Consider the following 13,356-nt stretch of genomic DNA (forward strand, 5'->3'; position numbering starts at 1 on the left):
TTACCGCCGGCATGGGGGGCGAAATGAGATGACGGTCGGATAAGTCTTTGCCGTTTCAGGGGTCCACGTCTCCCCGCAGTGCGGCGCGGCTCTTTCGTGGGAGAGGGATCCTTATTCGAACATATGTTCTAGTCTTGTTGTTATGAGACCGAAGCAAGACTCCATCGCTTTCGCCCGGATGATGGCACAGATAGATGCCGACAACAGCCACCCCAGACCTGATGACGGCAAGATCATCGAGCTGGAGCCGGGCAGCCAGCCACTGGTTCGGGTGGGGGAGATCTACGGTCGGGCGATCAAATACACGAGGAGCTTTGGCATGGTCGAGTGGGTGGATGACAGACGCGCGTATCACGTTGAGTGGTTCCCGGCTGCGCAGGTGAGGCGCGTGGACGCTGAATCGTGGAGGGGGCGGCCGCTGTAGGTTCTTGGTATCGGCTTCATGTGGGCATGGGTGGTAATACGAAGTGGGATGCGAGTGAGTTGCTGGCTTGGGTTATGAGAGTTCTGCGCCGGGGCTCGGATGTCGGTTTCCGTGCCGAGGCTAGTGTGTAGGGCATCAAAGAGGAGCCCGTTGTAACGTTCGCTGGCGGCGACGACGGCTTTGTATAAGGAACAGGAGTCCACGGTGACCCACGCGCCGTCCGTGATGCGCTGGACTCGGTTCGCGATGACTAGGTGGGTGTGGAGCTGAGGGTCGCCGGCGCGTGATTCCCAATGGTCGAGTGCTGCTGCGATGACTCCTCTGGTGCCGACGTGCGCCACTCCGTTTCGGCCGGTCTGGTGTTGATGACCTGCTCTTCCATCCAGGCGAGCGTTGCCTCGATGGCTTCGTGGTGGGTGTCTAGTATTTGTTCCTGGACAGGGCGGGGGCTAAGGGCCCACAGCGTGGAGACGGACTTCGGGACGCTGAAGGTGAGGTCGAAGCCGGCGACAGCGTGGTTCGTCGTTTTCTGATTGCTGGCCTCTTGGCTGATCGCTGGCTGCCCATGGGGCCTTCCTAGCGGTTCTTTGCTGTCGGGGTGGGCTGCGTCCTGGAAGATGGCGCGCGCATCGGATTCAGTGACTTTGTCTCCGGGTTCCCTGGCAATCCCGTGGAGCCCAAGGCCAAGCCAGCGGCCTTGTGGGGTTCCGGTTTTAACGTAGTAACTGATGGAGTCTGGGGGAGTAGGGGAGACGTCGTCCAGCATCGTGGACTTGAACAGGTACTTCAGCCCCGACCGAACGGAGAGCCTGGCGATGGACATAGTCATGGCCGTGCTGCTCCGGTTCGGTTCCTGGTGGGCAGCCAGCCTCGCCGACGGAGAATGCCGAGGGTCACTGGGTCGAGGGCGACGCCTTTAGCGCGCGAAATTTGGAGCAATACGGCCGCCACGCGGGCGAGGTCTTGGACGTTGGTGCGCTGGGCACGCTTTAGGCGGAGGACTTCGTTGTGGAGGAGACCGTTTCTGGTTTCCAGCTCTTCGTAGATGGCGTGTAAACGTTCTAGTTCGGAGGATTGTGATCGCAGCTCGGTCAGGAGCCGGTCCATGTGGTTAGCGCCGTATTCGGGAGCGCCATCTGTTCGCTGTTCGGAGGTCTGCTTGTTCACACCAGTTCATGTGGTCTGCACGTACCTTCGGCATGATTTCTCAGGTGACGGACCTTGGATGCCAGAGGTGTGAGGGAGGTGACGACTGCTAAAGCGGGCGATCGCTGCCGTGGCCTCGTCCTCTTGGCCATGCAAGCGCCCGTGCACGTTGCTGGAAGGCGAATGCGGGGGGCAAATAACTCTTGCGGTGAAGGTCTGCTCGGCAGGAAGTACCTAAGATCCGCCGATCCTTCTGGGGCCAACTTGCCCTGATCGGCCCGGCCTTCGTCGCCGGCGCCTGGCAGTTCGGACCCGGTAACCTTGCCACGGCCGTTCAGGCTGGTAACGGCTACCAGTACACCCTGATCTGGGTGATCGTCGTTTCCACCATCCTGATGATTTTCCTGACCGACATGAGCGTGCGCTTGGGTATCAAGTCACCGGTGTCATTGATCCAGTCAATCAAAGACCACCTTGGCAAAAAGGTCGGGGTGATCGCCGGCATCGGCGTCTTCCTGGTTACCTTGTGCTTCTCAGTCGGTAACGCCGTGGGCCTCGGCCTCGGCGCGTCAATGCTCCTTGGCGGATCACCGGTGATGTGGACCATCATCGGTACCGCCATGGTGGCCATCATCCTCCTGTTCCGCAACGTTTACCGGGTCATAGAGAAGTTCTGGTGGTGATGGTCGGCGTCATGGCGATTGCTTTCGTCACATCGGCCTTCATCGCGAACCCTGACTGGGCCGCGGCAGCTTCCGGCTTAATTCCGCGCGTTCCCGGCGATGCCTGGTTGTTGGTCATCGCCCTGGTCGGAACCAACTTCTCCGTGAACGCCCCTTCTACACCTCCTACGGAACCAATTAGCGCGCGCAGCGAGGCAGACGGTGGTGGCGGATGCTGCAGCTGATGGGGACCCCGTGAGATAAGGCGGGCCGTCTGGAGGTCGAGGTAATGGTGGTCGGGATGCGCTTGGCGGTGAATCGTCGGCAGTGTGTGGGCAGCGGGTCCCGCGTGATGAATCCGCGGACCGAGAAGCGGCCGCTGGCTGCGGGGTATGCGCCGGCGACAATGAATCAAGCACTGAGATGGACTGGGCCGGGCAGCGCGTCATTGCCGCGCCGAGGATTCCAAACGGTTCTGGCTGCTCCTGTACTGCCGTGTCCACCCCGCGCAGTTTAGCCAGAATGAGGCCAGTACATCGAGGACTTCTGCTGCATCAAAGTTTGGAAGGACGACCGTATCGATGTCCGCCAGGGCGCACTCGCCGGGTCCGGAACGCAGATCGCAGACAACACCCCAGCCTGCTGGGCGTCTTCAGGTAGCCAGTGCAACACCTGTAAGGCATCGAAGTGCTCAAGCTGGATGCGTTTCACTCCTTCCCCCCAACATTCGGGCCAGCTGAGGTTCCGCAACGGAAAGGTTTGGTAGGGACAACCGCATGGATCTGGGTGCCGGTAACTGGCAACGCCGAAGGCGATCTTCGGCGCAAACAGAACTTTCCGTGTGGGCCGGCCGCGTCCGACGGTGGCCCTCATGACTGACCTTTGGTGCCCCAAGAACCGAAGGAGCCGGTTCGTGTACCCGGCGGCTCCCCGCCAGCCCGTTAAGGGCTGGCGGGGAGTCCGCGGTTTCATGTCTGGTTCAGTTGTCGGTCGTGATGTGGATGGCTAGCACTGGGCAGACCGCTGCCGCCTGGCGGACTTCGGCTTCACGCTCAGGTGACGGTGTCTCCTCCAAAAGGACGGCGATGCCGTCCTCGTCGCGTTGGTCAAAAACTGTCCCGGCGGCCGTAACGCATTGACCTGAGGCCACGCATTTGTCTTGTTCGAGAATGACTTTCAGCATTGAATCTCCTTCTTTGTGTTCTTGGGCTGGGGTTTTGATGCCGTTGCGGCTACCAGGTCACCGGAAGCTCGTAGACTCCGTAGACGGAGCCGTCGTGTTTGAAGGGCACCTTGTCGAGGGTGGTGGCCAGGCGCAGGGTCGGAATCCTCCGGAACAGCGTGCTGTAGGCGACTTGGAGCTCCATCCGGGCCAGGGGTTGTCCCAGGCATTGGTGAACCCCGAAGCCGAAGGCGACGTGGTGGCGGGCGTCCCGTCCCAGGTCCAGGTTGTCCGGATCGGGGAAGGCTTCAGGGTCGCGGTTACCCAGGTCGGTGGCCATGATGACCCCGTCACCGGCGCGAATGGTGTGGCCGGAAATATCAATCTCTTCCACAGCGACGCGTTTGCGCCCATCGTGCGTAATGGTGAGGTAGCGCAGAAGCTCTTCGACTGCCGAGACGACGAGTTTTGAATCCTCCTGCTCCTGGAGCCGCTTGAGCTGGTCCGGGTGTTCCAGCAGCGCCAGCGCCCCGAGCGCTATCATGTTGGCGGTTGTCTCGTGTCCGGCAACCAAAAGCAGGACGCCCATCATGGCGGCGTCGTGACTGCTCAACTCGTTCTTCTGAGTGCGCTGTGCGAGGTCTGAGAATATGTCGTCGGCGGGTTGGTTTTTCTTTGCCTCGAGCAGGCCGTGCAGGTAGCCGACGAGTTCCTCCACCGCTTGCCGGCGTTGCTCAGGGCTTGCTTCACGATTAATAAGAGCGTTGCTGTTGCGTTGGAAGAAGTTGTGGTCGGCGTAGGGGACACCAAGCAGCTCGCAGATGACGAGGGAGGGCATGGGCAGGGCGAACGCCTGGACAAGGTCGACGGGACCATCGGTCGCGAGCATGTCCTCGATCAACTGGTCCACGATCTGCTGCACGCGCGGACGCATGGCTTCCACGCGCTTGACCATGAAGGGTGCTGTGACCATTCTGCGCAGGCGTGCATGTTCAGGGTCGTCCATCAGAATGAAACTGAACGGGGAACTGGTGCTGCCGCTGTTCGCCGGGATGGGATACCCAGGGCGTTTGACGTCGGCGCTGATGCGCGGGTCACTCAGGAGCGTGCGTTGCTCGGCATAACGGGTCACGAACCAGGGGGTGCTGCCGTCGGAAAGCTCGACGCGGGTCAGCGGTCCTGCTTCCTGGGCCGCGCTCCCCGTGGGGGGTGGATCGAAGGGGCAACGGGGTTCACGGGCCATAGGGAACGCGGCGATCGGTTCCGTAGTTTCCGCAGCGGGGAGGGAGGTGGTGTTGCGGCTCAAAATAAAAGCTCCATTCGAACTCGATTATTAATGTGTTGGGGCCACGGCTGTTTGAAGTTCTGCCCTCCTCATGCGGGTTTGTTTTGGCATGGCCCAACCGATTACGCCGACGGGCCGTTCGTGGTCAGGGCTGAAGGCGAACGCGACGAAGCGGCCGGTGGCGGGGTCGCCATCGGTGATTCTCAGGCGAGCGTTGTTCGCAACGGAGCCGTGGACCTGGATCCTGACGTTGTGCTGGTCAGTCCAAAAGTAGGGAATGGGAGCATAGGGCGCACCTGCGCCAAGAATGTCGGCAGCGACGGCAAGTGCCTGTTCTGCGGCGTTGGTCCGGTTTTCCAGGCGGATGCTGCCGAGCTCTGAGTGGTCCCACCTCGCGGCGTCACCGGCGGCCCAGATGCCCGGGGCAGCGCGGCAGAACGAGTCACAGACGATGCCGTCGTCGAGCTGGAGTCCACTGTAGGCGAGCCAGTCGGTTGCCGGGCGTGAACCGATCGCGACGACCACGTCGTCGGCTGACAGGACCTCGCCGCCGTCGAGCGTAACGTGCGCTCCGGTCCACCCTCGACGGACTCCCGTGACACGCCGACCACCGAGGAGCCGGACACCTGCCTTTTCATGCATGTCGGCCAGCATCGCTGACACGTAGTCACCCAACTGGGCCGCCATGGGAGTGGGTGAGGCCCCGACAAGGATGACGTCCACGCCCAGAGCAGCCGCGGTTGCGGCGACCTCAGAGCCAAGAACCCCGTTGCCGACGACAACGAGGCGCCGGCCCTTCCGGAGCCGGGGCTTGAGGCCCAAGGCATCGTCGATGGTGCGCACCACGTGTGCATTCTTCAGAGATTCCTGACCGGGAAGGTAACGCGGAGTGACTCCAGTGGCAAGGACGATCGCGTCTGCGCTCAGAATCCGGCCCGTTGCGGTGCGGACGGATCGGGCCCCGGTTTCGAGGTGTTCGGCACGTTCACCGAGAATCCATTCCGCGCCCAGCGTGTCGAGGGCTTCGCGGGAGCGGAGGGCTGTTTGGGATGCTTCCCATTGGCCGGAAAGCACCTGTTTGGACAGCGGTGGACGGTCGTATGGGTCACGTGATTCGGCGTCGAGCAGGGTCAGGCGTCCGCGGTGTCCTCCGCGGCGCAGCGCTTCGGCCGTGGAGAGCCCGGCCGCAGAGGCACCGACAATCATTACGTCTTGGTCCAGTTTAGACATTGGTCACTTCTCGGTTTCGGGCGCCAGCCAGCCATTCCTGCATGGTGTTTTTTAGGGTGAGGGGTGTTATGCCCACGGTGCTTGTCTCCTTTTGGTGGTTTACGCATCTCAGCTTCGTAGTTTCCGGGCTGCAGGTCCTCCGTCAGGGCTGGAGATTCCCCTACTTCATCTGCTGTTGTTAGCGGGCCGCGAGGATGCCTTCGGGGAGAGCAGGCTCCTCATCGGTAGCGGCTTTTGGAATTGGGATAAGGGTTGCCAGAGCGGCGCACAGGATGGCCGCGCCGAGCCCAAAGAGCAGTGCGAGTTCGAAGCCGGACTCGGAGGGAACCGAGCCCATTGGCGTTTTATTGGCGGAGTCAGCAAGGACCGCAGCGACTACAGCCGCGGCAATGCTTGTTCCGAGCGCGCGCATCAGAGTGTTGAGGCCGTTCGCGGCGCCAGTCTCTTGGACGGGCACCGCCTGCATGATGAGCGTTGGCATGGCTGCGTAGCCGAGGCCGATGCCGACGCCGATAACGGTGTTGATGATGAGGACGAGCCACATGTTCAGGTCAAGCAGGACGGCGGCGAGGTAAGCGGCCGAGATGATGACGGCACCGGCGACGAGCAGTGGTTTCGGTCCGACGCGGCGCTCAATCCGGCCGGCGAGGGGGGACATTGCGAGCATGGCAAGGCCGGACGGCATAAGGAGCAGGCTCGCGTTGAGCAATGTGAGCCCCAGTCCGCCCGCCGCCTCCGGCATCTGCAGCAATTGGGGAAAGACAATACTGGAGGAGAACAGGGCGAAGCCCATCGCGATTGATGAGAGGTTGGTCATCAGGACTGGCCCCCGGGCACTGACCCGCAGATCAACGAGAGGGTTGCTTTCGCGCAGCTCGTACCAGCCCCACGCGACGAGCGCGGTGATGCCGATGCCCAGCCAGGTCAGGGTCGGCGCACTGGTCCAACCCCACTCGTTGCCCCGTGATACGGCAAGCAGCAGACCGGCAAGGCCGATCGCGAGTCCGATCGCGCCCACGACGTCGAAGCGGCCGTGAAGGTTTCCTTTGCCCGCAGGGACAACAACAAGGTAGAGAGCCAGGGCGAATGCTCCCAGGCAGGCTGCGACCCAGAAGAGTACGTGCCAGTCAAAGTGTTCTGTTATCAGTGCACTAATCGGGAGTCCCAATGCCCCGCCGACCCCGAGGGTTGCGCTCACCAGGGCGATCGCCGAACCGAGGCGTTCCTTGGGCACGGTGTCCCGGAGGATCGAGATGCCCAGCGGGATCACGCCCATCCCTGTGCCCTGCAGGCCACGGCCGATGATTAGCGGGACGACGGTGGGGGAGAGTGCGGAGATGACGGAGCCTGCGATGAGCAGGGAGAGCAGCACGACGGCGACACGCCGTTTGCCGTACATGTCACCGAGTTTTCCCGATACAGGGGTGCAGATGGCGGACACCAGAAGCGTGACCGTGATGACCCAGGCAGTGTCATCCCGGCTGGCATTCAGCAGTTCGGGAAGCTTCGCCTGGATGGGAATCAGGATGGTCTGCATGAACGAAGCACTCATGCCCGCGAAGGCGAGCACAGCGACGACTAGCTTCGGCCGGGCGGATGTATGGGCGGCCGGCGGATCGATAGGAGCTACGGACATGGGTCTCCCTAAGCAGCGGCAGATATTGAGATGCAGCCTCTGGAGTGATACTGCGTCTCACACTTTATACTAGGTATGTGAAGATGGGAATACGGGACAGGACCCGGGAGCTGGTCAAGGCGGAACTGGCCGAGGCCATACTCGCAGTGTTCATCGAACGCGGCTACGCGGCTGTGACAGTGGATGACGCCGCCCGTGCCGCCGGGATCTCCCGGGCTACGTTCTTCCGCTACTTCGGCAGCAAAGAGGATGTCGTTGTCGCATCAGTCGAAAGCGCCAAAATCGACTATCTGGCAGGCATCGAGGCAATACCGGTGGGGCATCACTCCAGCGGCTGGGGACTTTTACGCGCCGCGATCGAGCCCGTCGTGCAAGCTGCCACTGAAGAGCCTGAAAGCTTGCGCGCCAGGCTACGTCTCATAGGAAGTGAACCCGCTCTGAAGGCGCGGCTTCGGGAGCGGCGGGCTGCGAACACGGACGCGCTTGCTGCCGCCCTGTCAAAATACATGGACGATGACCTGTCATCCCGGGTGCTGGCCACTGCCGGTCTCGCCGCCGTCGATATCGCCTGGGAGGAATGGACGCCACGGGAAGACGCTGACTTCCGTGCAATCGTCAACAGCATCTTCACGCGGCTCGAAACTGCCGGGGAGGACCCTCGCAAGCGCTAGGCGGGCTGGACTGATTCGGTCATGGCAATGCCCGGTCGGCTGCGCTGTCCTGATGTTCAGTTGACATGGTGACAGGCTTCTGGATCAGCAGGGCGCCGGGGGTACTGGCCTACGCATGTGCATGGCATATCACATCGAGATCCACTTGGACGGGTTGTTGGCGAATCGGTGCGCATTTTATCCGTGAGCCCTGGACAGCTGGCATGAGAGCTGTCGGTTGGTTCGCGCCGGATGGGACAGCCAAGTCGAGCTCGCACAATCGTATATTTCTTGGGCAGAAGTATTACGGCGTTCAGCAGGTCATCGTAAGGAAGGGCCTCGGGCAGCAGACTGACGTCTGTTGTCAGCCGACCACAGTTCCAAAATCTTGTGAAGGCTCAGTCAGCATAAATTCGCCGTCGATCCTGAGGTTCGTTCGGTTGTGGCTGAGTATGTTCTTAGATTCAAACGCGGAAACCGGTGGGGTCGTTTGGGCAACGGGGGCTATTCCAATCTTATGGCTGGGTCCAGGGGCTTAGAGGACGGTCCGCTTCATCCCCGAGGCCCCGGACAACTAGTGCCCGACTTCGGAGATCCCACGGGCGACTCTCCAAAATGCAATCTACACCTAGCTTTGGGCTGGCAACGGGCCTGAGGCGGGGATGAAGTCTGCGCGGAGTCTGCGAACGCTGTCCATTGCCTCTGCCATTCAGGTGCCGGTAGGGCGTTCCTTCGGTTGTCTGCGTGAGTTCTCACCGGACACGGATTCCGGCCATGCCGCCGTCGACGGGCAGGAGTGTGCCGGTGGTCGATGATGACCCGGGGGAGGCCAGGTAGACGATGGAGTGGGCAACTTCGGCTGCGGTCACCAAGCGTCCCATGGGCTGGCGGTCCCGCAGCGCCGATGCTGCAGCGTCAGGATTATCGGCGGCTCCGAGGAGGCGTCCGACCCAAGGGGTGTCGGCGGTACCGGGGGTAACCGCATTGACCCTTATGCCTTCAGCCACGTGGTCTGCGGCCATGGCCAGCGTGAGGGCTGCCACGGCGCCTTTGCTGGCTGCGTAGAGCGTGCGGTTGGGAACGCCGACGGTGGCGACGACCGAGCATGTGTTGACCACGGCGGCATGGCTGGAGGTGCGGAGGTAGGGAAGGGCCGCCCTGGTGACGCGGGCAATTCCCACGACGTTTACGTCCAGTACGCGGTGCCATTCCTCGTCCGAGTTGGCGGTAATGTCGCCAGCAGCCCCGATGCCTGCGTTGTTGACGACGATGTCCACACCGCCAAAATGTTCTGCGACGGCCGTGACGGCTGCCTGCACCTGGGCGTCGTTGGTGATGTCGCACTGGACGCCGAAAAAGTCGCCGGAAACCGAATCAACGTCGCGGTCCAGAACGGCAACACGTGCTCCCCTTTCGAGAAGTAGTTCAGCGGTGGCGGCACCGATGCCGCTCGCCCCACCGGTGACAATGGCGACAAGATTGTTGAACTCACTCATATGGTGTCCTTGGATTTAGTCCGCAGCGCATCAGATGCGGGGGTCGATGTGCATTTTTGGTCCTGCCCCGGCGCCGTTAGGGCGTTCTCCGGCGAGGATGGCGCCGACGCCATCGAGCCCGACGGTTGCGGCGACGAGGGGCCTTGGGTTCACGGCGCCGGAGGCATAGAGGTCAATCGTTCCGGCCAGGCCGGGTGAGGCGCTGAGGATGCCGACGGCGGTGACGTCCTTGAGTGCGAGGGTCCTGGTGTCGAGCATGCTGGGACTGCCGGCGAGGCCGACGTAAACCACCCTTTTTGCCGGTTCGACAAGTTCAAGTGCCTTGGCCGGGAGGGAGGGGGCATTGGATGCATCGATAACTGCATCGAACGGCACGTCCGGCAGTTCCCCGGCCGCCCAGACGCCGTCGAATCCCAAGGTCCGGGCGAAGTCGAGGGAGCGTAGGGATCTTCCCATGAGGTGCACTTCGGCACCTTGGGCTTTTGCGAAAAGTCCCGCAAGCAAGCCAATGGTGCCGGGGCCAAGTATCAGGGCCCTATCGCCACGCCGGAGCTCGGCGCCATGGACGGAACGCAGTGCGTTTCCCCCGGGCTCCACGAGGGCGCCAAGCGCGTCATCGACGGTGTCGGGCAACTCGTGGAGCGAGGTCGCGGGAACGGCGAGCTGTTCTGCGAGCGCGCCGTGGTAGCCGCCCCGGATGCCAACTTCGAAGCGGTATTCACAGACGTGCTGGTTCCCGCCCATGCAGCGGCGGCAGGTGCCGCAGCCGAGCATGGTGTCGCCTGTGACGCGGCGGCCGAGCCACCGGCCGTCAACACCGTCCCCGACGGCGGACACCGTCCCGCTCCACTCGTGGCCCAGCCGCATGGGGAATTCGGCGTGGCCTTCGTGAAGATATTGCATTTCTCCGCTGAAGAATTCCACGTCGGTCCCGCACACTCCCACCCTTGCGACGTCGACCACAACCTGTCCAGGCTTGGCGACAGGGGGTGCGACATCCCGAATTTCGGAGGATTCCGGTCCAGTGAGTACGAAGGCTCTCATTGTGTGCGGCCTACCGGGGTGCCAGGACTGGCTGGCGCTGCTTGCCCAGGCCCTCGATGCCGAGCTCCATCACGTCGCCGGGCTGCAGCCAGATCTGGGGCTTGAATCCCATTCCGACTCCTGGCGGGGTACCGGTGTTGATGAGGTCCCCGGGTTCGAGGACGAGGAACTGGCTCAGGTAGTGGACGATGAAGTAGGGGTCGAAGATCATTGTGGATGTGGATCCGTCCTGGCGGCGGACGCCGTTGACGTCCAGCCACATGCTCAGATCCAGGACGTCGTCGATCTCATCCGGGGTGACCAGCCAGGGGCCGGCAGGGTTGAAGGTTTCCGCGGACTTGCCCTTGGACCACTGGCCGCCGCGTTCGATCTGGAATGCGCGTTCGCTGACGTCGTTGACGACGACGAAGCCGGCGATGGCGTCTCGGGCGTCTTCGACACTGTCCAGGTAGCTGGTCCGCTTGCCGATCACGATGCCGAGTTCGACCTCCCAGTCGGGTTTCGACGATCCGCGGGGGATGCGCACTTCGTCATTCGGACCGATCAGGGTGTTGGGGGATTTGGTGAAGAGGATGGGCTCCTCAGGCACCGCCTGGCCGGTTTCGGCGGCGTGGTCGCTGTAGTTCAAGCCGATGCACAGGATCTGGTGAGGACGCCCGATCGGGGCGCCGATGCGCTCCCCGGCGAACGTCTTCAACTCGCCGGAGGCTGTCCGTTCGGAAACGACATCACGGAGTTTGGCTATGCCTCCGCTGCCGAAGAAGGCTTCGTTGAAGTCGGCGACGACGTCTGATACGTCAACGTAGTGGGTGTCATCGATGCGGACGACGGGCTTTTCCGAGCCTGGTTGGCCGATTCTCATGAGGTACATGGATAGTCTCCTGTGGTGTCTGACTGGTATTTGTGGCTGTGAAGAGTGTTGATGGCCGCGTCTAATGAGCGACGGCTGGCTTCCATGAGGCAGACCACGGGCTGCAGGGTGCTCCTGTGGTCTCCACCTGTGCGGTGAACAGCTTCCCGGCGTCGGGGTAGGTCTGCAGTTCTGCCTCGGTGAGGTCACGTGACGCTGTGGTGATGAGCAGTGTGTCCAACTTTGGGCCGATAAAGGCAACGCTGGAGGGGTGGGGGCATGGCACCTTCACGGTGTGTTCGGGTGTGCCCTCGGGTGTGAAGGAACGGACTTCACCGGAACCCCATACGGCGATCCACAGGTGTCCCCGGGAATCTGTGCAGATTCCGTCGGGGAAGCCATTGGTGATGCGGAGGTGTTCCCTTCGCTCTCCGAGCAGCCCGGTTTCGGCGTCGTAGTCCCGGACCCAAATGATTCCGTCGACGGTGTCGGTGTTGTAGAACAAGCGGCCGTCCGGGGACCAGGCCAGGCCGTTGGAGAGGGAAAGGTCGGCGTCAATGGTGGTCAGTTCGCCGTTATCTTCAATGCGGACCAGGGTTTCCTGGCCGGCGCGGTCATCCAGTGCGAGGGTGCCGATCAGGAAACGGCCCGTGGGATCGCACGCACCGTCATTCGTCCGGCTCCGCTTACCCGCCGGGACAATCCGGGGGCCCGGGGTCCGTTCGCCCGATGGGGAGACGACGACGAGTTGCTCCTGCGCTGCAACGAGCAGGTCACCGCGCGTCGACATGACGGCGGCGCCGACCATTCCATCGAAGTCATGCCGGCGGGTCTGAACAACGCTGCCGCCATCCAGACGCCCTTCAAAGACATGCCCTTTCATGATGTCAACCCACACGACCTGACCGGTTGCGCCTGCCCACAGGGGGCCTTCAGCCAGAACGTGGCGTTCTTTCGAAGCTACAGTGGCGGTGAATGTTGTCATGTCGTGGGGTCCTGGTCCTGCCCTGCGATGATCTTCCGAATGGCGGGGAGGTCGTCGATGAGTTGTTGTAACGGGGTCCGGTACGTCAGTGCGCTGATGCTGATCGCGCCAGTTGGAATGCTGGGGGAGGAGAGATAGACCGGCAGCGCGATGCAGTTAACGCCGGGCTCGTTTTCCTGGTCATCGACGCTGTAGCCCCGTTCCCGGACGAGTTGCAGGGCCTCATGCAATTCCTCGGCCGTGGTAGCGGTGTGTTCTGTCCGGCGTTCCAGCGTGCGGTCTCCGATCCACCTGTGTACTGATTCCAGATCCGGCAGTTGCAGCGAAAGAAGGAGCTTTCCGACGCCGGTCGCGTGTGCCGGGTTTCGACCGCCGATCGTGGAGGTGAGCTTCATCGCGCCTACGGATGGGTCAACCTTTCCCCTGTAGACGATCTCGTTTCCGTTCAGGACTGCGTAGTGGGCAGTTTCCCCGTAGCGTACGGCCAGCCGTTCCAAGATTGGTTGAACCCTGAGGTGGTCGGGCCGGGCTTCATAGTGCGCGAAGGCCATCCGCAGGAATTCGTCTCCCAGCGAGTAGTGTCCATGTCCGTCCTGGCCAGCCAAGCCTGCCCGCCGCAGCGACGCCAGTGCCCGGTGAACCGTGGGCTTTGCGCTATCGATCGCCTTTGCCATCTCGTCCAGGCTGATGCCGGCCGGGTGGCTGGCAAGTTCAAGAAGCACTGCCAAGACCCGGTCCGAGCCAACGAGTCGTTCATCCACCGAATATTCCTCACCTTAGATCATT

General features: G+C 62.3%; 12 protein-coding genes and 2 pseudogenes. 3 read left to right on the plus strand and 11 right to left on the minus strand.

Features of this window, described 5'->3' with window-relative positions; all coding sequences use genetic code 11:
- The first annotated feature begins 142 nt into the window (after positions 1-142).
- Positions 143-424, plus strand: a complete 282-nt coding sequence (locus ARUE_RS09140; RefSeq protein ID WP_014921518.1) for a hypothetical protein — start codon at positions 143-145, stop codon at positions 422-424.
- On the opposite strand, the pseudogene mobF reads toward ARUE_RS09140, so the two are convergent.
- Both mobF and ARUE_RS09150 read right to left on the minus strand, forming a co-directional pair.
- A pseudogene (gene mobF / locus ARUE_RS24940) lies at positions 352-1,253 on the minus strand (MobF family relaxase). The gene ARUE_RS09140 and the pseudogene mobF sit on opposite strands and share 73 nt — an antisense overlap.
- On the minus strand, positions 1,250-1,591 hold the full coding sequence (locus ARUE_RS09150; RefSeq protein WP_014921520.1) for a hypothetical protein: 342 nt from the start codon (positions 1,589-1,591) through the stop codon (positions 1,250-1,252). The pseudogene mobF and the gene ARUE_RS09150 overlap by 4 nt, the downstream one beginning before the upstream one ends.
- A gap of 251 nt (positions 1,592-1,842) precedes the next feature.
- Between ARUE_RS09150 and ARUE_RS23725 the strand changes: the two are divergent.
- A pseudogene (locus ARUE_RS23725) lies at positions 1,843-2,477 on the plus strand (Nramp family divalent metal transporter).
- 734 nt (positions 2,478-3,211) lie between these two features.
- Here ARUE_RS23725 and ARUE_RS09160 read toward each other — a convergent pair.
- From ARUE_RS09160 to ARUE_RS09175, 4 genes are all read right to left on the minus strand, one after another.
- A complete protein-coding gene (locus ARUE_RS09160) occupies positions 3,212-3,415 on the minus strand; it encodes a ferredoxin (protein ID WP_014921522.1) in 204 nt (67 codons plus the stop codon).
- A gap of 49 nt (positions 3,416-3,464) precedes the next feature.
- Positions 3,465-4,700: a cytochrome P450 gene (locus ARUE_RS09165; protein WP_014921523.1), complete on the minus strand. Its 1,236-nt coding sequence runs from the start codon at positions 4,698-4,700 to the stop codon at positions 3,465-3,467.
- Positions 4,701-4,727: 27 nt separating this feature from the next.
- On the minus strand, positions 4,728-5,909 hold the full coding sequence (locus ARUE_RS09170) for an NAD(P)/FAD-dependent oxidoreductase (RefSeq protein ID WP_014921524.1): 1,182 nt from the start codon (positions 5,907-5,909) through the stop codon (positions 4,728-4,730).
- Between the two features lie 178 nt (positions 5,910-6,087).
- Positions 6,088-7,545: an MFS transporter gene (locus tag ARUE_RS09175; protein WP_051024942.1), complete on the minus strand. Its 1,458-nt coding sequence runs from the start codon at positions 7,543-7,545 to the stop codon at positions 6,088-6,090.
- 83 nt (positions 7,546-7,628) lie between these two features.
- On the opposite strand from ARUE_RS09175, the gene ARUE_RS09180 reads away from it, so the two are divergent.
- The gene (locus tag ARUE_RS09180) at positions 7,629-8,216 is read left to right on the plus strand and encodes a TetR family transcriptional regulator (protein WP_286140378.1); all 588 of its coding nucleotides are present in this window, start codon (positions 7,629-7,631) and stop codon (positions 8,214-8,216) included.
- Positions 8,217-8,947: 731 nt separating this feature from the next.
- On the opposite strand, the gene ARUE_RS09185 is transcribed toward ARUE_RS09180, so the two are convergent.
- From ARUE_RS09185 to ARUE_RS09205, 5 genes are all read right to left on the minus strand, one after another.
- The gene (locus ARUE_RS09185; protein ID WP_014921527.1) at positions 8,948-9,691 is read right to left on the minus strand and encodes an SDR family NAD(P)-dependent oxidoreductase; all 744 of its coding nucleotides are present in this window, start codon (positions 9,689-9,691) and stop codon (positions 8,948-8,950) included.
- Between the two features lie 30 nt (positions 9,692-9,721).
- Entirely contained in the window at positions 9,722-10,735 is a 1,014-nt protein-coding gene (locus tag ARUE_RS09190) for a zinc-dependent alcohol dehydrogenase (RefSeq protein WP_043470064.1), read from the minus strand.
- A gap of 10 nt (positions 10,736-10,745) precedes the next feature.
- Positions 10,746-11,606 (minus strand): fumarylacetoacetate hydrolase family protein, encoded by an 861-nt coding sequence (locus ARUE_RS09195; protein WP_014921529.1) that lies wholly within the window; start codon positions 11,604-11,606, stop codon positions 10,746-10,748.
- 61 nt (positions 11,607-11,667) lie between these two features.
- Positions 11,668-12,570, minus strand: a complete 903-nt coding sequence (locus ARUE_RS09200; RefSeq protein ID WP_014921530.1) for an SMP-30/gluconolactonase/LRE family protein — start codon at positions 12,568-12,570, stop codon at positions 11,668-11,670.
- Positions 12,567-13,331, minus strand: a complete 765-nt coding sequence (locus tag ARUE_RS09205; RefSeq protein WP_014921531.1) for an IclR family transcriptional regulator — start codon at positions 13,329-13,331, stop codon at positions 12,567-12,569. The genes ARUE_RS09200 and ARUE_RS09205 overlap by 4 nt, the downstream gene beginning before the upstream one ends.
- Positions 13,332-13,356: the final 25 nt, after the last annotated feature.

Source organism: Arthrobacter sp. Rue61a (assembly GCF_000294695.2).
GTDB classification, from domain to species: domain Bacteria; phylum Actinomycetota; class Actinomycetes; order Actinomycetales; family Micrococcaceae; genus Arthrobacter; species Arthrobacter aurescens_A.